Genomic DNA, 16,968 nt, shown 5'->3' on the forward strand with positions numbered 1-16,968 from the left:
TCTGGATATCGAGGAACCGCATGCCGCTTCAAGTCTTGAAAAGCCTGTCCACCATCGCGTCTCAAGAGTGGGACGCGCTGGTGCCTGCCCCTCAGCCGTTCCTGCGCCACGCTTTCCTGAGTTCGCTGGAAGACAGCACCAGCCTGGGTCCGCAATCCGGCTGGCAGCCGGAGCATTTGCTGCACATTGAGGACGGTCGTCTGTTGGCGGCCTTGCCCAGTTACCGCAAGTGGCATTCCTACGGTGAATACGTGTTCGACCACGGCTGGGCCGACGCTTGCGCCAGGGCCGGGATCGATTACTACCCGAAGCTGCTGACGGCGGTGCCGTTCAGTCCGGTCAGTGGCCCGCGGTTGCTGGCGGTGCGCGCCGAAGATGGCTTGGAACTGCTGGGCAGCCTGCCGGGTTATCTGGAAATCGAAGGGCTTTCCAGCGCCCATATCAACTTCACCGATGCTTTCACCGATTCGGCGCTGGCCGGGCAGGAGGGTTGGCTGCAGCGGATTGGTTGCCAGTATCACTGGCGCAATCGCGGTTATCGGGACTTCCAGGATTTCCTCGATGCGCTCAGTTCCCGCAAGCGCAAGCAGATGCGCAAGGAGCGTGAACAGGTGGCGGGGCAGGGCATCGAGTTCGAATGGCTAGAAGGTCATCAGTTGGACGAGGCACAGTGGGATTTTGTCTACGCCTGTTATGCCAACACTTATGCGATACGACGGCAGGCGCCCTATTTGACCCGGACATTCTTCAGCCTGCTGGCCGAACGCATGCCCGAGGCCATTCGCGTGGTGCTGGCCAAGCAAGGTTCGCGGCCGGTGGCGATGGCGTTCAGCCTGGTGGGTGGCGACAGTTTCTACGGGCGCTACTGGGGCTGCCTGGCGGAGTTTGACCGTTTGCACTTCGAGACTTGTTTCTACCAGGGCATGGACTACGCGATTGCCCATGGCTTGCAGCGTTTCGATGCCGGTGCCCAGGGCGAGCACAAATTGATTCGCGGGTTCGAACCGGTGATTACCCGCTCATGGCATTACCTGCGTCATCCGGGGCTGAAAGCAGCGGTGGCGGATTTCCTCGTGCGCGAGCATGAGGGGGTGCTGGCATATGCCGAAGAAGCGAAAACAGCACTGCCTTATCGGCAGTGCTGATTTTCGCAGGTATGACTCAGCGGCTTTCCTGGCCCAGCCAGCGGTAGGAGACACCGCCGATGACCGCGCCCAGCAGCGGTGCGACCCAGAACAGCCACAGTTGCTCGATGGCCCAACCACCGACGATCAGCGCCGGTCCGGTACTGCGGGCCGGGTTGACCGAAGTGTTGGTGACCGGGATCGAGATCAGGTGAATCAGCGTCAGGCCCAGACCGATGGCAATCGGCGCCAGCCCGGCTGGTGCACGCTTATCGGTGGCGCCAAGGATGATCAGGATGAACATCGCCGTCATGACCAGCTCGGTGACAAAACCGGTCGCCATCGAATAGCCACCGGGCGAATGCTCGCCGTAACCGTTCGAGGCCAGCCCGGACGCGGCCAGGTCAAAGCCTTCCTTGCCGCTGGCGATGAAGTAAATCAACGCAGCGGCCAGCACGCCACCGATGACTTGGGCGATGATGTAGGCGGGCAACTCCCTGGCCGGAAACCGCCCGCCCACGTACAAGCCCACCGACACCGCCGGGTTCAGATGACAGCCCGAGATATGACCGATGGCGAAGGCCATGGTCAACACCGTCAGGCCGAACGCCAGGGCAACTCCCAGCACGCCAATCCCGGAGGCGGCCAATACCGCGCTGCCGCAGCCGCCCAGTACCAGCCAGAACGTACCCAACAACTCAGTCGTTGAACGTTTGAGTAAAGACATAAGCATCCTTGATAGAACAGTCGTGATAATCGGTTATGCATCCAGCAGAATTACGACAGGTTCATCTCCAGAACCTGAGCTGAGTACAGCAGAGCGTTGCGACAAATCCAGCGGCATTAAAAAAACCGCCAGAGTCATGGACTGTGGCGGTTTTGGCCGTGGTCGGCGGGGAGTATGTCGTTGCGGTGTGGGCAACATGGATTCTGGACAGAATTTTTCAGTATTGCTGATTCATCCTGGTTTCATATGGCGTCTGGTTGGTTCAATCGATCCCCACGAACCCACCTGTCTGATGCTGCCACAACCGCGCATACAATCCGCCATGGGCCAGCAGTTCAGCATGGCTACCCGTTTCGGCGATACGCCCATTCTCCAGCACCACCAGCCGGTCCATCCGGGCGATGGTGGAGAGGCGGTGGGCGATGGCGATCACGGTCTTGCCTTGCATCAAGGTCTCCAGGCTTTCCTGGATCGCCGCCTCGACTTCCGAGTCCAGCGCCGACGTCGCTTCGTCCATGATCAGGATCGGCGCGTCCTTGAGCAGTACCCGCGCGATAGCGATGCGCTGGCGCTGGCCGCCGGACAGTTTCACGCCGCGCTCGCCCACATGGGCATCGAAGCCGGTGCGGCCCTCGGCGTCCGACAGCAGTGGGATGAATTCATCGGCGCGGGCCTTGCGCACGGCTTCCCAGAGCTGCGCATCGGTGGCGTCGGGCTTGCCGTACAGCAGGTTGTCGCGAATCGAGCGATGCAGCAGCGAGGTGTCCTGGGTGATCATGCCGATGCGCTCGCGCAGGCTTTCCTGGCCGACTTCGGCGATGTCCTGGCCATCGATGAGAATGCGCCCGCCCTGCACGTCATAGAGGCGCAGCAGCAGGTTGACCAGGGTCGATTTTCCCGCTCCGGAAGGGCCGATCAGGCCGATTTTCTCGCCGGGCTTGATGGTCAGGTTGAGGTCGCCGATCACCCCGCTTTTCTTGCCATAGTGGAAGTCCACATGCTCGAAACGCACCTCGCCGCGGGCCACCGCCAGGGGCTTGGCCTGGTCGCGGTCGGTGACGCTGACCGGCTGGGCGATGGTCTGCAAACCGTCCTGGACCATGCCGATGTTTTCGAAGATGCCGTTGACCACCCACATGATCCAGCCGGACATGTTGACGATGCGGATCACCAGCCCGGTCGCCAGGGCAATGGCGCCGACGCTGATCAGCGATTGAGTCCACAGCCACAGCGCCAGCGCCGTGGTGCCGACGATCAGCATGCCGTTCATGGTGGTGATGACCACGTCCATGCTGGTCACCACGCGGCCGGCCAACTGGGCTTTTTCGGTCTGTTCCTGAATCGCTTCGCGGGCGTATTGCTGTTCGAAGTTGGTGTGGGCGAATAGCTTCAGGGTGGTGATGTTGGTGTAGCCGTCGACGATCCGGCCCATGAGCTTGGAGCGGGCATCGGACGACACCACCGAGCGCTCCTTGACCCGTGGCACGAAGTAGCAGAGGGCAGCGATGTAAGCGGCGATCCACATCAGTAGCGGGATCATCAGGCGCCAGTCGGCTTCGGCGAACAGCACCAGGGAACTGATGGCGTAGATCAGCACGTGCCAAAGGGCATCCACGGCCTGCACGGCCGAGTCGCGCAGGGAGTTGCCGGTCTGCATGATGCGCTGGGCGATGCGCCCGGCGAAGTCGTTCTGGAAGAAGTTCAGGCTCTGCTTGAGCACGTAGCTGTGATTCTGCCAGCGGATCAGGCTGGTCATGCCGGGGCTCAGGGTCTGGTGCACCAACAGGTCATGCAGGGCCACGAAAATCGGCCGAAAGACCAGTGCCACCACGGCCATCCAGGCCAGTTCGAGACCATGGAGCTTGAAGAAGTCGACGTTGGGCGTGCCCTGGGTCAGGTCGATGATGCGGCTCAGGTAGCTGAACAGCGCCACCTCGATCAGCGCGCCGATCAGGCCCACCACCAGCAGCACGGCGAAGCTGGGCCAGACTTGTTTCAGGTAGTACGTGTAGAAGGGCAGGACGCGGTTCGGTGGGGCCGAAGTCGGTGCGTCGCGGAAGATATCGATCAGTTTTTCGAAGCGGCGATAAACCATTTGTAAATGCCCTGGCAGGGGCTCTCCTTATTGCTGTGAGCGGCGCGGGATCACCGCTGCCGCTCAGGCTTGCCGTGTGCCTCTTCAGTCGATGCGCTTGGCCGACTTGATGAACACAGGATCGGCCGGCACGTCTTTCATGCCGCCGCGCTGAGTGGTTGGCGAGTTGACGATGATGTCCACCACGTCCATCCCTTTGACGACCTTGCCGAAGACGGCATAGCCGTCTCCAGTATCGAGGAAATCGTTGTCCTTGACGTTCACGAAGAACTGACTGGTGGCCGAATCGGGCACGGATGTGCGGGCCATGGACAGGGTGCCGCGGACGTTATGCAAACCGTTTTTCGATTCGTTCTTGATCGGAGCTTTGGTTTCTTTCTGCTGCATTTGCTGAGTAAAACCGCCGCCCTGGATCATGAAGCCCGGGATCACACGGTGGAAAATCGTGTTGTTGTAGAAGCCGCTGTCCACGTACTCCAGGAAGTTCTTGGTGCTGATGGGCGCCTTGACCGGGTCCAGTTCGATTTCGATCTGGCCGTTGGTGGTTTCAAGCAGTACGTGTGGTGCCTTGGTCGGCTGCGCAGCCATCAGGTTGGCGGCAAACAGTACGGTACCGGCGGCGAGGGCGATTTTTTTCAGCATGGGTTCAATGATCCTGAGTGGTGGAATCGGTTGCGGTCAAGAATTCGAGCAGGGTTTGGTTGAAGCGTTCGGGTTGATCCAGCGGGGTAGCGTGCCGGGAATCGGCGATAACCACCAGCCGTGCATCGGGCAGCAGCTTTACATAGGCTTCTTTCAGCGCCACCGGGGTGTAGTCATGGTCGGCGCAAATGATGAGGGTTGGACAGGCGACTTGCGACAGTCGTTCCTGGACACCCCAGCCCACGATGGCATCGAAGCTGGCGAGATAAGCACGTTTGTCGTTTTTTGCCCAGCGCCGAGCCATTTCCAGGCGTAACTCGGTTTGCTCAGGCTTGGGAAACAACTTCGCGCCCAGGGCCTTGCCGATGGTCTCCAGGCTGAGAATGCGCATCAGGCTCCAGCGCTTGAACCACTGCCAGCAGTCGTCGAGCGTGCGAACTTTGACTTGCGGGGCGCTGTTGACGATGCACAGGCTCTTGACCCGTTGGGGTTCGTCCACCGCCAACTGAAAAGCGATCATGCCGCCCATGGACCAGCCCACCAGGTGCACAGGACCTAGGCCCAGATGTTCGATCAGGGCGATCAGGTCGGCGCTGAAGCCTTCGATGCTGTAGCGCTCCCGCGGCTTGTCAGAGCGACCGTGGCCGCGCACATCCACCGCGATCAAGTGGTAATGGGCGGACAACACCGGGATCTGCTTTTCCCAGTCCCGGGTGCTGGAGCCCAAGCCATGGACCAGCAGCAAGGGTGCGCCGTGGCCGTATTCCTCGTAGTGCAGGTTGCAACCTTCATGTTCGAAATAGGCCATCGGCGAAGTCCTTGTCAGGCTTGTTCAGGGGCGGCGAATGGCGCATCCAGCGGCGCGGTGTCGAAGGTGCGCAGCAATTCGATAAGGATTTGCGTGGCCGGGCCCAGGGGTTTTTCCTTGTTCGAATACAAATAGAAGCTCGGGTTGCGGCTGCCGCCCTGATCCAAGGGTAGCCGTTTAAGCGTGCCTTCCTTGAGTTCCCGCTCGATCATGTGCCGGGGCAGCCAGGCGAAGCCCAGGCCGCTGCCAACGAACGTCGCGGCGGTGGCCAGGCTGCCGACGGTCCAGCGTTGTTCGGCACCGAGCCAACCAACGTCGCGCGGTTGCTGGCGTCCGGAGTCGCGGATCACCACTTGCAACTGGCTCTCCAGATCCTGGAAAGTCAGCTCGCGGTTGAGGCGATGCAAGGCGTGTTCGGGATGGGCCACCGCGACGAACTCCACGTCGCTCAATTCCGCCCCCAGATAGCCGGGAATGCTGAAGCCGCTGATGGCCAGATCGGCTACGCCTTCGAGCAACACTTCCTCAACGCCCGACAACACTTCTTCGCGCAACCGTACCCGACAGCCGCGGCTCTGCGGCATAAACGCCGTCAGGGCCCGAACGAGGCGGGCGGTGGGGTAGGCGGCGTCGACCACCAGGCGCACTTCCGCTTCCCAGCCTTGCTCCATGTGATGGGCCAGGTCTTCCAGCTGGCTGGCCTGTTTCACCAGTTGCCGGGAGCGGCGCAGCAGTACGCCGCCGGCCTCGGTCAACACGGCCTTGCGCCCGTCGATTCGCAGTAACGGTACGCCGAGCTGATCCTGCATGCGGGCCACGGTATAACTCACCGACGACTGGGAGCGGTGCAGCACCTCGGCGGCCTGGGCGAAGCCGCCGTGATCCACCACGGCCTGCAATGTTCGCCATTGATCAAGGGTCACGCGGGGCGCTTTCATATTGAGCTCCTCTTGTCCTAAGCTGGCGGTCCCTTGGTGGAGACTGCCGAATGAAGAAAATCTGTTGTGCGGTGCTGGCCCTGTTGCCGCTGACTGCGTTTGCCTATCCGATTGATGTGGAAAAACACCTCAACGGCCTGAGCATCGACTACAACGCCTATGACACCGATGCCGACATCGGTTCCATCCAGGTCAACAACTACGGCAGCACTGACGCGGCCTGTACCGTGGTCTTCAGCAATGGCCCCGAAGCACCGCGCACCCGCAAGATCGAAGTGGCCGCCGGTAAGTTCAAGAACGCCACGGCCAAGTTCAACCGCAACATCATCAAGCTGCGCATCAAGCTGACCTGTCAGCCGAAATAGCCCGGCAGCGGGGCAGGTAACGCGTTGCTTGCTCCGCTTATAAACGAAATTATCGATGCTTTACAGCAATTATTTGCGCTTTTTCATCGATATGCTCGCGTTTAACCTTCACTCCATCGACTGACAACATTCTCAGATGGAGCCTACAAGCCATGTCCCGCGTTCTGATCATCGAAAGCAGTGCCCGCCAGCAAGACTCGGTTTCCCGTCAACTGACCCAGACTTTCATCAGCCAGTGGAAAGCTGCGCACCCGGCCGACGAAATCAGCGTTCGCGACCTGGCGATCAATCCGGTGCCCCATCTGGATGCCAATTTGCTGGGTGGCTGGATGAAGCCTACCGAGCAGCGCAACGAGGTTGAAAATGCCTCGCTGGAACGCTCCAACCAGTTGACCGATGAATTGCTGGCCGCCGACGTCCTGGTGATGGCAGCACCGATGTACAACTTCGCCATCCCCAGCACCTTGAAAGCCTGGCTCGACCACGTGCTGCGTGCCGGCGTGACCTTCAAGTACACCCCCACCGGCCCTCAAGGCCTGCTGGCTGGCAAACGCGCCTTTGTGCTGACCGCCCGCGGCGGCATCCATGCCGGTGGCAGCACCGACCACCAGGAACCTTACCTGCGCCAAGTCATGGGCTTCATCGGTATTCACGATGTGACCTTCATCCATGCCGAAGGCATGAACCTGGGCGGCGACTTCCAGGAGAAAGGGTTGAATCAGGCCAACGCCAAACTGTCCCAGGTCGCCTGATCCGTTAATCCTCGGATAATCGCCAGGTGGTCTATTGACCTGGCGCTTCCCTTCAAACCGTTTTGCGCATCGAACCTCCCTTTGCACTTGTTGCTCCTGAGTGCAGTAGCCCGATTGAACGCTTTAGCGAGATCGGGCTTTTTTTTGGGAAATAGAATAACGCTGCCTTAGACTGAGCGGCCTCCTAAGTCCAGAGGGCAGGAAAAAGGTGCGGGTCGCAGACTCACTTGGATTTGGCCAAGTCTCGCGGCGCCTGCTGTGGTAATTTATGCGCGCAATTGCAGTAGGGAGGCTGTGATATGTTCAAAGTCAAACGCAAGACCTGGGCTTTATTCCTGGTCTACCTCATCGGGGCCGGTGGCTACATCTACTACCTCTATGTCGAGACGCAAAGCGTCCTTACTGACAATATTAATAACAAGTTGCTGCATGCCGCGCTGGGCGCTTCGGCTATTCTCGGCGACCGTTACCATGACAACCTGGTCGATAAACAATCCAAATCGCCAGAGCAAGATTGGGACACCATTCAACGGCTCTCCAGCTTCAACGAGTCCATGGGCACTGCGTTTGTCTATAGCGTGATCAAACGGGGCGCAGAAGCGTATCTCGTCAGTTCCAGCGCATCGCAGAAAGAAATTCAAGAGAAGAATTTCGTGCGCTTTTTCGATCCTTATCCCGATGCCAGCCAGGCTTTACTCGACAGTTTTGAGCGCACCAAGCCAACCTGGATCGACTATTCGGATCATTGGGGTGATTTTCGCGCAGTCTTTGTCCCACTAAAATCGCACGACGGTACGGTGTATGTTGCCGGCGCGGAAATTACTTTGGCGGACTACTACCAACAACTTAATCATGACTCTCTGTACCATATCATCCTTGCCATCCTGGTCTTTCTCGCTTTCATCCTTTTACGCATGCGTGCTCATCTCCAGCAACTGCGAGTCAACGAACACGTATTGAATCAGGCAAAAAATGCCGCCGAAGACGCTGATCGTTCAAAAACCAGATTCCTGGCCACCATGAGTCATGAAATCCGCACCCCCATGTACGGTGTCATTGGCGCCACCGAGTTGCTGGCCCGCTCCGCGCTGGATCCCGAACAACGTCGCCTTCTCACAACGATTCATTCCAGTGGCCGGACCCTGCTGTCTCTTATCGATAACATCCTCGATCTGGCAAAAATCGAAGCGGGCAAACTTGAATTGAAACCTCGTGTTTTCGAAGTGAGAGTTCTGGTTTCATCCTGCATGGAAATGATCCGGCAAAGTATTCAGGACAAACCCATCGTCCTGGACGCCCAGTTCTCCCCGGACGTACCGCCTTTGGTCAAAACCGATATTGATTGCCTTCGCCAGATATTGATCAACTTGCTGGGCAACGCGGTCAAATTTACCGAAGCCGGAAAAGTATCCCTCCTGGTCACCACCAGCGGTTACGGTCCTCAAGCGCGCCTCGACTTCGCCATACGCGATACTGGCATCGGTATCCCCATGGAGCGGCAAGACAACCTGTTCAAGCCTTTCGCCCAGTTCAAAGGGGCGGCTAGCCAACGCTTCACTGGGAGTGGGCTGGGTCTTTCTATCTGTAAGAACCTGCTTGAGGCGCAGCAGGGGACTTTATCTTTCACCAGCGAGCCTGGTGTTGGCTCGACATTCTTCTTTTCTCTCCCCCTGGCGCTTTTTTCCGTCTCGGAAATACCCCTCAGGGATGATCATGCAACGGTTGGCTTCGACTCGTCGTTTGCCGAGGATTATCCGCTCGATATCCTGCTGGTGGAGAACCATCCGGTGAGCCAGAAAGTGGCGATGGCGATGCTACAAGAGTTGGGTTATGCCCCCGACCTTGCGTCTGATGGCCTGGAAGCGGTCAATCGTTGCATGACGTCGATGCCAGAGATCATTTTGATGGATATCAACATGCCCGTCATGGATGGAATGGAGGCCGTGCGCAAAATCCGTGAATTACCGCGGGGCGATACTTGCTACATCGTTGCCTTCACCGCGAGCGCTTTTTCGAGCGAGATAGAGCGTTTCAGGGCCGCCGGTGCCGATGACATCTTAACCAAACCGGCAAACTTCCAGGCTTTGACCCGAGTACTCCAGCGCGCCGCCAACTACCGGCAACTGCGCCAGGCCAGCCCTTCGATCGTGGATGAAATTCCAAGTTAATGGGATATCCGTGGGAGCGAGCTTGCCCGCGATTGCGGTATGTGAGCCGCCATCTCTTATCGACTTGTCGCACCACCATCGCGGGTAAGCTCGCTCCCCCCGTTCAAAACCGCTATCTTCGCCGCCATTCGAGATGAGGGGCGTATGGGCTATCTACTTTTTGTGACGCTGATCCAGGCGTTTTCCTTCAGCCTGATCGGCGAATACCTGGCCGGGCATGTGGACAGTTATTTCGCGGTGCTGGTGCGGGTTGTGCTGGCGGGGCTGGTGTTCATTCCGCTGACGCGCTGGCGCCAGGTGGAGCCATCGTTCATGCGCGGCATGCTGTTGATCGGCGCCTTGCAGTTTGGCGTGACCTACGTCTGCCTGTATTTGAGCTTCCGGGTGCTGACAGTGCCCGAGGTGTTGCTCTTCACCATCCTCACGCCACTGCACGTGACCTTGATCGAAGACACGCTGAACCGTCGCTTCAACCCCTGGGCACTGATCGCGGCACTGGTGGCCGTGGCTGGCGCGGCGGTGATTCGCTATGACCGGATCAACCCGGATTTCTTCATGGGCTTTTTGCTGCTGCAACTGGCCAACTTCACCTACGCGGCCGGGCAGGTGTTGTATAAACACCTGGTGGCTCGTCACCCGAGCGACCTGCCGCACTATCGACGGTTCGGCTACTTCTACCTCGGCGCGCTAGCGGTGGCGTTGCCGGCCTTCCTGCTGTTCGGCAAGGCAGACTTCTGGCCCGAAGCCCCGCTGCAATGGGGCGTGCTGGTGTTTCTTGGCCTGGTCTCTACTGCGCTGGGACTGTATTGGTGGAACAAAGGCGCGTGCCTGGTCAGCGGCGGGACGCTGGCAGTGATGAACAACCTGCACGTGCCGGTGGGGCTGCTGTTGAACCTGCTGATCTGGAACCAGCACGAGGAGTTGGGGCGGTTGCTGCTGGGCGGGTCGGTGATAGTGGCGGCGGTGTGGATCAGTCGGTTGGGGATACGCCAACTCCATACTGCACACTGACCCCTGTGGGAGCGAGCTTGCTCGCGATAGCGGTGTGTCAGAAACATAGAGGCTGACTGATTCGCCGCCATCGCGAGCAAGCTCGCTCCCACAGGGGGGCTGTGGTGGACTCAAACCACCTGCTTCTGCGGATCCGGCAGGTGGCTCGCCCCCAGCACCGCCGGCAGCAACCCCGAGCGCAGATCCATGCCGCTGGGCTGCTGGTACAGGTTCAACCCGAATTCCGGCATCACCGCCAGCAGGTAATCGAAAATATCCCCTTGGATACGCTCGTAGTCGGTCCACGCCGTCGTGCGGGTGAAGCAGTAGATTTCCAGCGGGATGCCTTGGGCCGTGGTCTGCAGCTGACGGACCATGCACGTCATGTTCGGCTGGATCTCCGGGTGGCTTTTCAAATAGGCCAGGGCGTAGGCACGGAAGGTGCCGAGGTTGGTCATGCGCCGACGGTTGGCCGACATCGCCGCGACGTTGCCCTGGGCTTCGTTCCAGGCCTTGAGCTCGGCCTGTTTACGGCCGATGTAGTCGGTCAGCAGGCGCACCTGGGTCAGGCGCTGTTCTTCCTCGTCGTGCAGAAAGCGCACGCCGCTGGCGTCGATGAACAGGCTGCGCTTGATCCGTCGCCCACCGGATTGCTGCATGCCGCGCCAGTTCTTGAACGACTCGGACATCAGGCGCCAGGTCGGGATCGAGACGATGGTCTTGTCGAAATTCTGTACCTTGACCGTGTGCAGCGTGATATCCACCACGTCTCCATCGGCGCCGACCTGGGGCATCTCGATCCAATCGCCGACCCGCAACATGTCGTTGCTGGTCAGTTGGACGCTGGCGACGAACGACAGCAGCGTGTCCTTGTAGACCAACAGGATCACTGCCGACATCGCACCCAGACCCGAGAGCAGCAACAGGGGCGAACGGTCGATCAGGGTGGCGACGATGATGATCGCACCGAACACATACAGCACCATCTTCGTCAGTTGCACGTAGCCTTTGATCGAGCGGGTACGTGCATGCTCGGTGCGAGCGTAGACGTCCAGCAGGGCGCTGAGCAGGGCACTGAGGGCCAGCACCATGAACAAAATGGTGAAAGCCAGGGCGACATTGCCCAGGAAAATCAGGCTGGTCTTGCTCAGTTCCGGCACCAGGTGCAGGCCGAACTGGATGATCAGTGACGGCGTCATCTGGGCCAGGCGATGGAAGACTTTGTTCTGGCGCAGGTCGTTGATCCAATGCAGGGCCGGTTGGCGACCCAGCAATTTGGCGGCGTGCAAAATCAGGTAGCGCGCCACGCGGCCAAGCACCAGGGCAATAACCAGCAGCAACATCAGGGCGAGGCTGGAATGCAGGAGCGGGTGCTGGTCAAGGGCACCCCAGAGGTCTTGGAGGTTGACCCAGAGTTGTTTGATGTCCATGGACGAAACGGTTCTTCTATAGAGACGCGATGGGGCGATTAGAGCATTTAAGACTGTCCAAGTGACCGTTGAAGGGCTATTGGCGGCAAAAAAAAGCCACTGATTGTCGGCGTTTGTATAAAGAAACTCGGCCTTCGCGCTCGAAACCGTTACCCTATGCAGCTGTTTTTTTGCATTTCTTCGAGGTAGCACCCGTGTTTTCCCAATTCGCCCTGCACGAACGCCTGCTCAAAGCCGTGGCCGAGCTTAAATTTGTCGAGCCAACGCCGGTGCAGGCAGCGGCTATTCCGCTCGCGCTCCAGGGGCGTGACCTGCGGGTGACGGCGCAGACCGGCAGCGGCAAGACCGCTGCGTTCGTGTTGCCGATCCTCAACCGCCTGATCGGTCCGGCCAAGGTTCGCGTCAGCATCAAGACCCTGATCCTGCTGCCGACCCGTGAACTGGCCCAGCAGACCTTGAAGGAAGTGGAGCGTTTCTCGCAGTTCACCTTCATCAAGTCCGGCCTGATCACCGGTGGCGAAGACTTCAAGGTCCAGGCCGCCATGCTGCGCAAAGTGCCAGACATTCTGATCGGTACGCCGGGGCGGATGATCGAGCAATTGAACGCCGGCAACCTCGACCTCAAAGAAGTCGAAGTGCTGGTGCTCGATGAAGCCGACCGCATGCTGGACATGGGTTTTGCCGAAGACGTCCAGCGCCTGGTGGACGAATGCACCAACCGCCAGCAGACCATGCTGTTCTCCGCCACCACCGGCGGTTCGGGCCTGCGGGAAATGATCGCCAAGGTGCTGAACAACCCCGAGCACTTGCAGCTCAACGCGGTCAGCCAACTGAACGCCACCACTCGCCAGCAGATCATCACCGCCGACCACAACCAGCACAAAGAACAGATCGTGAACTGGTTGCTGGCCAACGAGACCTACCAGAAAGCCATCGTCTTCACCAACACCCGGGCCATGGCCGACCGTATCTATGGGCGTCTTGTCGCCCAGGAATACAAGGCGTTCGTGCTGCATGGCGATAAAGACCAGAAAGACCGCAAGCTGGCCATCGACCGCCTCAAGCAGGGCGGCGTGAAAATCCTCGTGGCCACCGACGTCGCCGCCCGCGGCCTGGACGTGGACGGCCTGGACCTGGTCATCAACTTTGACATGCCCCGCAGCGGCGACGAATACGTGCACCGCATCGGTCGTACCGGCCGCGCCGGTAACGACGGCTTGGCGATCTCGCTGATCTGCCACGGCGACTGGAACCTGATGTCGAGCATCGAGCGCTACCTCAAGCAGAGCTTCGAGCGCCGCACCATCAAGGAAGTCAAAGGCACCTACGGCGGACCGAAAAAGGTCAAGGCCTCGGGCAAGGCCGTCGGTGTGAAGAAGAAAAAAGTCGACGCCAAGGGCGACAAAAAGAAAACCGGCGCCAAGGCTCCAACCAAACGCAAAATCGCCAACCGCCCGAAGACCGACGCCCTGTCGCTGGTCAGCAAGGACGGCATGGCCCCGCTCAAGCGCCGCAAGCCAGAGGCGCCTGCGGCTGAGTGAGTTGGCGCTAGCGCTTGATAAAAAACCGGACCTTGGGTCCGGTTTTTTTATGGGTGAAACTCAAGCTTCAGTTCGACGCAGAACCCTGTGGTGAGGGGATAAATCCCCTCACCACAAAAGCTGGCTACGTTCAAAAACCCGGGGAGTCACCCAGCTTTCTTTTCTGCGTTCTTCAATTCTTCCAGACGCTTATCAATCAACTGGCACTTGTCCGGCAAGTCTTTGCTGGCGGTTTTCAGGTCCATGTTCTGCAACTCGTCGTTGATCTCCTTGGCCTTGGCCGGGTTCTGCTCGGTGAGTTTGCTCACTTCCTGGGCCAGTAGCTCTCGCTTGGCGGTGGCTTCCTCGGGGGTGCAGGCCCAGGCGGGCAGGGCGCAGGTAAGGGTGGCGGCCAGGGTGAGTTTCAAGAGGGTTTTCATGGCAGGGCCTCATATTCCTTGTTGGGCAGGTAATGGGTTGAGGCCGTTGTTGGGTGGAAAGTTCATTAGCCGCCATGTTGGCTGCCGCTTGGCAGGCTTCCCATTACTGCGTAGGCCCAACCATGAACGGGTGTCTTTTTTCAGAACTTCCCTAGCCGATATTAAACCGTCGTCTACCATGGAGAAAGGCGACTGGTAGCCCTATGCCTGCAACGCTGGGTCGCTCCTTCATACAGGATGTAAGTGCTTTATTAGCTAGGAGGCTAACAATATGTCTGTCGCAATGCAGTCAATGACTTCCAGATCATCCAGTCAATGGAACAACTATGCCTGTCAGGACGTATCCACGGCCTGTGGTAGCCGTTAATTCAAAGGAATGAAACCTATGAATCTTAGAACGATATTCAGTTCACTGATGTTGTGTCTGTGTGGTTTATTTGCGCTCTCATCAGCCTATGCGGAGAGTTTGATCATCGCCACACCCCAACAAGGTGTGGGAATAAAAGTCGATCTCTTTGACAACCCCGGCGCCTCAAACGGTATACCTTCCTCGACGGGCCAGGTTGGGTTCGGCCTCCCAGCGGGATTTATACCCGCGGTGCAGTCGTTCAAGGGGAAAATCTATATGTTCTGGTCCAATAATTATGAATCAGAGTATATCTATTCTTCCCATTCGACAGATGGGAAAAACTGGTCCTCTGCTAAACCTATCCCAGTGAATGGCTACAGGTGGGGGGGTGATATTTCAGTGACTGTATTTAAGCAGAAGCTGGTGCTGACCTTTGCCGATTCCCATCAGCGCCTGCAGACCACCAGCTCTGTAGATGGCGTCAGTTGGACCGATATTCAAACTATCAATACCAGTCCTATGGCCGGCGTTAACAGCCCAGTTATATATAACGGTCAATTATTCATTTTTTATCACAAGGGCGACGGTAATGCTAAAGCTGTTTATTACGTCACTTCGAATGATGGTCTTCTGTTCAGCCGGGAGACTCCAGCGTTCCAGGAAAGCGCAGCCACACCTCTGACCAAAGTGGTACCTGTCGTCTATAAGGGTAAAATATGGGTCTATTACACGCTGGAAAATCGCCTCATGTACGCACGCACCTACGACCGTGGCGGCCAATGGGGAGAGAGGCAAGAACTGAAAGGCATAAGCAGTAAACTTTTCCTGAACAGTGCAACGATGATCAACGATCGTGTGTTTGTCAGCAACTATACAAAAACTTTTTACTCAAGCGATGGGCTTAACTGGAGTCCGTATTTCGCCGCGAGTGGGCCTAATAACTTTTCCTCGGTAGTGGGCGTTTCCTACGGCATTACCGAAAACGATCTAACCGTACGCAACCCGCAACTACCGTCGGACCTGGCCACAGGCCTCAGCCATACCGACTATGCCACTTTCGCCTGGCGGAGCTTTTTCGCACTGAACAATACGGCCAAGGCACCGTTGCCGGCCAACCGTGGCGTCGGTAACCCTGCCAGCAGCTTTGCGGATTCGGGCAAGGTGCCACAATCTCCAAGCCCCTTGTTGTGGCAAACCTTCGCCCACCGCACCGAGTTGTTTCCGGCGGGACCAGAAAAAAACACCGCAGGTGGTCCGACGCGCCCGTTTGGTTCTGACCCGCAATACAGCTATATCAAATTTCCCAAGGGTATTCGTTTGGCGCCAGGCGCCACCTTTAACCATTACAACAACCTGGATGAAGCAACCCAAATAGGACAAAACGCTATTTTCTTCCCGGTCAATCCGCCAAATGTGGCGAAGACAGGGAGCGATTATGCCCCTTCAAACGACAGCCAGATCCTGTTCGAGGCCAAGGCGAACCCCGTTGTCTACGAGTATGCGAAAGGCCTGAGCAGCTTCCCGGATACTCATGTAGTACTGCCCGACGGCGCGGTGGAGGTCAAGGCGACATGGCGCAAGCTGGCAGACATCCCGGTACAGAATCGTGGGCGCTACCATACGGCGACGGTGGTGACTTATAAGGGCCTCGACAGTGACCCTGTGGCGCAAAACGAAGACTACGCACTGGTCGCCTTGCATATCATCCATAAGACGCCCAACTACCCGACCTTCATCTTCGCCACGTTCGAGCACGAGGACGCCCTGACGCTGGCCGACGGTAAATCACCAACCGGGCTCTACTACATCGCCAACTACAACAAGATTGATTATCCCGGCTTCGCTATAAACAATCCCCCGACCGCCACCTTCTCTGACGGCAACAAGACCTACACGGTTTCCCTGCCGAAGGCGGGCGATGTCGCAAACGCGGCCCTTATTCCGCCGGTCTACTCCGGCCGTAACGGGATCCCCGAAGGGCAGGCCGGCCCGATCCGGGTCGTGCAACCGCTCACCATGCATTCCGAAGTTGCAGCGGTGAACAATCAGGTCAAGCAGCTGATGGACGGCAGCAGCGAATTCAATAATTCGGTCTGGAAGCACTATCAGCTCAAAGGGGTGCAGGCCATCCCGTCGAGTACTCAAACCGACCCGGATTATTACCTGGCCAATATCATGGTCGAAAGCAGCCAGCCGGGAATCCAGCTGTTTCGCGGGAGCAACGTATTCCCCATCCCGAATAACAACACCCTGACCAATGCGCGCAACCAACCGAACATCAAGGTGCCGGATTATGATCACAGCACTCAAAGCCTGACCATGGGCGGTTGCATGGGGTGTCACGGCATCGCCCAGAGCTCGCTCAAACAAGGTTTCAGTTTCCTGTTCGATGCCATCAATCCCACGCTCAGCAAAGGTGTCACCGGCTTTGCGGGCCCAGAGACCGTAGGTTTACCTGATCCGCGGACCTCGAAGGCAAGGGCCCTGAAATATTCGTTTGGTCCTCGGAATACGGAGGCAGTCGAGGAGGCAAACAAGTAGCAGGCGAACGCCTTGAGTAGTGAAGTTGGCAAGCGGGGGCAGTCTGCTTTTTGATGCAGGCGCCATGCCCTTTCGATAA

14 protein-coding genes are annotated in these 16,968 nt (G+C 58.3%); 7 read left to right on the top strand and 7 right to left on the bottom strand.

The window, feature by feature from the left end; all coding sequences use genetic code 11:
• Positions 1-20 precede the first annotated feature (20 nt).
• Positions 21-1,145: a GNAT family N-acetyltransferase gene (locus tag SGN16_RS07485; RefSeq protein WP_335943627.1), complete on the top strand. Its 1,125-nt coding sequence runs from the start codon at positions 21-23 to the stop codon at positions 1,143-1,145.
• Between the two features lie 16 nt (positions 1,146-1,161).
• Here the strand turns inward: SGN16_RS07485 and aqpZ are convergent, their stop codons facing one another.
• The 5 genes from aqpZ to SGN16_RS07510 form a co-directional block, all read right to left on the bottom strand.
• Positions 1,162-1,851, bottom strand: coding sequence for an aquaporin Z (aqpZ, locus tag SGN16_RS07490; RefSeq protein ID WP_335943628.1), 690 nt, complete (start codon positions 1,849-1,851; stop codon positions 1,162-1,164).
• A 262-nt stretch (positions 1,852-2,113) separates the two neighbouring features.
• Positions 2,114-3,946, bottom strand: coding sequence for an ABC transporter ATP-binding protein (locus SGN16_RS07495; RefSeq protein WP_210643353.1), 1,833 nt, complete (start codon positions 3,944-3,946; stop codon positions 2,114-2,116).
• An 84-nt stretch (positions 3,947-4,030) separates the two neighbouring features.
• Positions 4,031-4,588, bottom strand: coding sequence for a peptidylprolyl isomerase (locus SGN16_RS07500; RefSeq protein WP_210643354.1), 558 nt, complete (start codon positions 4,586-4,588; stop codon positions 4,031-4,033).
• A gap of 4 nt (positions 4,589-4,592) precedes the next feature.
• On the bottom strand, positions 4,593-5,396 hold the full coding sequence (locus tag SGN16_RS07505) for an alpha/beta hydrolase (RefSeq protein ID WP_335943629.1): 804 nt from the start codon (positions 5,394-5,396) through the stop codon (positions 4,593-4,595).
• A 14-nt stretch (positions 5,397-5,410) separates the two neighbouring features.
• On the bottom strand, positions 5,411-6,334 hold the full coding sequence (locus tag SGN16_RS07510; RefSeq protein ID WP_135844230.1) for a LysR family transcriptional regulator: 924 nt from the start codon (positions 6,332-6,334) through the stop codon (positions 5,411-5,413).
• Between the two features lie 50 nt (positions 6,335-6,384).
• Here SGN16_RS07510 and SGN16_RS07515 point away from each other — a divergent pair, with 50 nt between their 5' ends.
• The 4 genes from SGN16_RS07515 to SGN16_RS07530 all read left to right on the top strand — a co-directional run bounded on the left by SGN16_RS07515 (position 6,385) and on the right by SGN16_RS07530 (position 10,630).
• Positions 6,385-6,699 carry a 3-phosphoglycerate kinase gene (locus tag SGN16_RS07515; RefSeq protein WP_135844231.1) on the top strand — a complete coding sequence of 105 codons (315 nt, stop codon included), beginning with the start codon at positions 6,385-6,387 and terminating at the stop codon, positions 6,697-6,699.
• A gap of 152 nt (positions 6,700-6,851) precedes the next feature.
• Positions 6,852-7,451 (top strand): FMN-dependent NADH-azoreductase, encoded by a 600-nt coding sequence (locus SGN16_RS07520; RefSeq protein WP_335943630.1) that lies wholly within the window; start codon positions 6,852-6,854, stop codon positions 7,449-7,451.
• A gap of 299 nt (positions 7,452-7,750) precedes the next feature.
• Positions 7,751-9,619 (top strand): ATP-binding protein, encoded by a 1,869-nt coding sequence (locus SGN16_RS07525; RefSeq protein ID WP_335943631.1) that lies wholly within the window; start codon positions 7,751-7,753, stop codon positions 9,617-9,619.
• A 144-nt stretch (positions 9,620-9,763) separates the two neighbouring features.
• Positions 9,764-10,630: a carboxylate/amino acid/amine transporter gene (locus SGN16_RS07530; RefSeq protein ID WP_210643358.1), complete on the top strand. Its 867-nt coding sequence runs from the start codon at positions 9,764-9,766 to the stop codon at positions 10,628-10,630.
• Positions 10,631-10,740: 110 nt separating this feature from the next.
• Here the strand turns inward: SGN16_RS07530 and SGN16_RS07535 are convergent, their stop codons facing one another.
• Complete coding sequence (locus SGN16_RS07535) at positions 10,741-12,039, bottom strand: mechanosensitive ion channel family protein (RefSeq protein WP_335943633.1); 1,299 nt, start codon at positions 12,037-12,039, stop codon at positions 10,741-10,743.
• A gap of 194 nt (positions 12,040-12,233) precedes the next feature.
• On the opposite strand from SGN16_RS07535, the gene SGN16_RS07540 reads away from it, so the two are divergent.
• Positions 12,234-13,580, top strand: coding sequence for a DEAD/DEAH box helicase (locus tag SGN16_RS07540; protein ID WP_210643360.1), 1,347 nt, complete (start codon positions 12,234-12,236; stop codon positions 13,578-13,580).
• Positions 13,581-13,726: 146 nt separating this feature from the next.
• Here SGN16_RS07540 and SGN16_RS07545 read toward each other — a convergent pair whose 3' ends face one another.
• Positions 13,727-13,999 carry a hypothetical protein gene (locus SGN16_RS07545; RefSeq protein WP_210643361.1) on the bottom strand — a complete coding sequence of 91 codons (273 nt, stop codon included), beginning with the start codon at positions 13,997-13,999 and terminating at the stop codon, positions 13,727-13,729.
• A 385-nt stretch (positions 14,000-14,384) separates the two neighbouring features.
• Between SGN16_RS07545 and SGN16_RS07550 the strand changes: the two genes are divergently transcribed.
• Positions 14,385-16,889 (top strand): exo-alpha-sialidase, encoded by a 2,505-nt coding sequence (locus SGN16_RS07550; protein WP_335943634.1) that lies wholly within the window; start codon positions 14,385-14,387, stop codon positions 16,887-16,889.
• Positions 16,890-16,968: the final 79 nt, after the last annotated feature.

The organism is Pseudomonas sp. G166, assembly GCF_037027455.2.
Classification (GTDB): domain Bacteria; phylum Pseudomonadota; class Gammaproteobacteria; order Pseudomonadales; family Pseudomonadaceae; genus Aquipseudomonas.

Bases quoted from the DNA above. Each gene is read 5' to 3' on its own strand.
- SGN16_RS07485 (WP_335943627.1), top strand. From the start codon at position 21: ATGCCGCTTCAAGTCTTGAAAAGCCTGTCCACCATCGCGTCTCAAGAG.
- aqpZ (WP_335943628.1), bottom strand. From the start codon at position 1,851: ATGTCTTTACTCAAACGTTCAACGACTGAGTTGTTGGGTACGTTCTGG.
- SGN16_RS07495 (WP_210643353.1), bottom strand. From the start codon at position 3,946: ATGGTTTATCGCCGCTTCGAAAAACTGATCGATATCTTCCGCGACGCA.
- SGN16_RS07500 (WP_210643354.1), bottom strand. From the start codon at position 4,588: ATGCTGAAAAAAATCGCCCTCGCCGCCGGTACCGTACTGTTTGCCGCC.
- SGN16_RS07505 (WP_335943629.1), bottom strand. From the start codon at position 5,396: ATGGCCTATTTCGAACATGAAGGTTGCAACCTGCACTACGAGGAATAC.
- SGN16_RS07510 (WP_135844230.1), bottom strand. From the start codon at position 6,334: ATGAAAGCGCCCCGCGTGACCCTTGATCAATGGCGAACATTGCAGGCC.
- SGN16_RS07515 (WP_135844231.1), top strand. From the start codon at position 6,385: ATGAAGAAAATCTGTTGTGCGGTGCTGGCCCTGTTGCCGCTGACTGCG.
- SGN16_RS07520 (WP_335943630.1), top strand. From the start codon at position 6,852: ATGTCCCGCGTTCTGATCATCGAAAGCAGTGCCCGCCAGCAAGACTCG.
- SGN16_RS07525 (WP_335943631.1), top strand. From the start codon at position 7,751: ATGTTCAAAGTCAAACGCAAGACCTGGGCTTTATTCCTGGTCTACCTC.
- SGN16_RS07530 (WP_210643358.1), top strand. From the start codon at position 9,764: ATGGGCTATCTACTTTTTGTGACGCTGATCCAGGCGTTTTCCTTCAGC.
- SGN16_RS07535 (WP_335943633.1), bottom strand. From the start codon at position 12,039: ATGGACATCAAACAACTCTGGGTCAACCTCCAAGACCTCTGGGGTGCC.
- SGN16_RS07545 (WP_210643361.1), bottom strand. From the start codon at position 13,999: ATGAAAACCCTCTTGAAACTCACCCTGGCCGCCACCCTTACCTGCGCC.
- SGN16_RS07550 (WP_335943634.1), top strand. From the start codon at position 14,385: ATGAATCTTAGAACGATATTCAGTTCACTGATGTTGTGTCTGTGTGGT.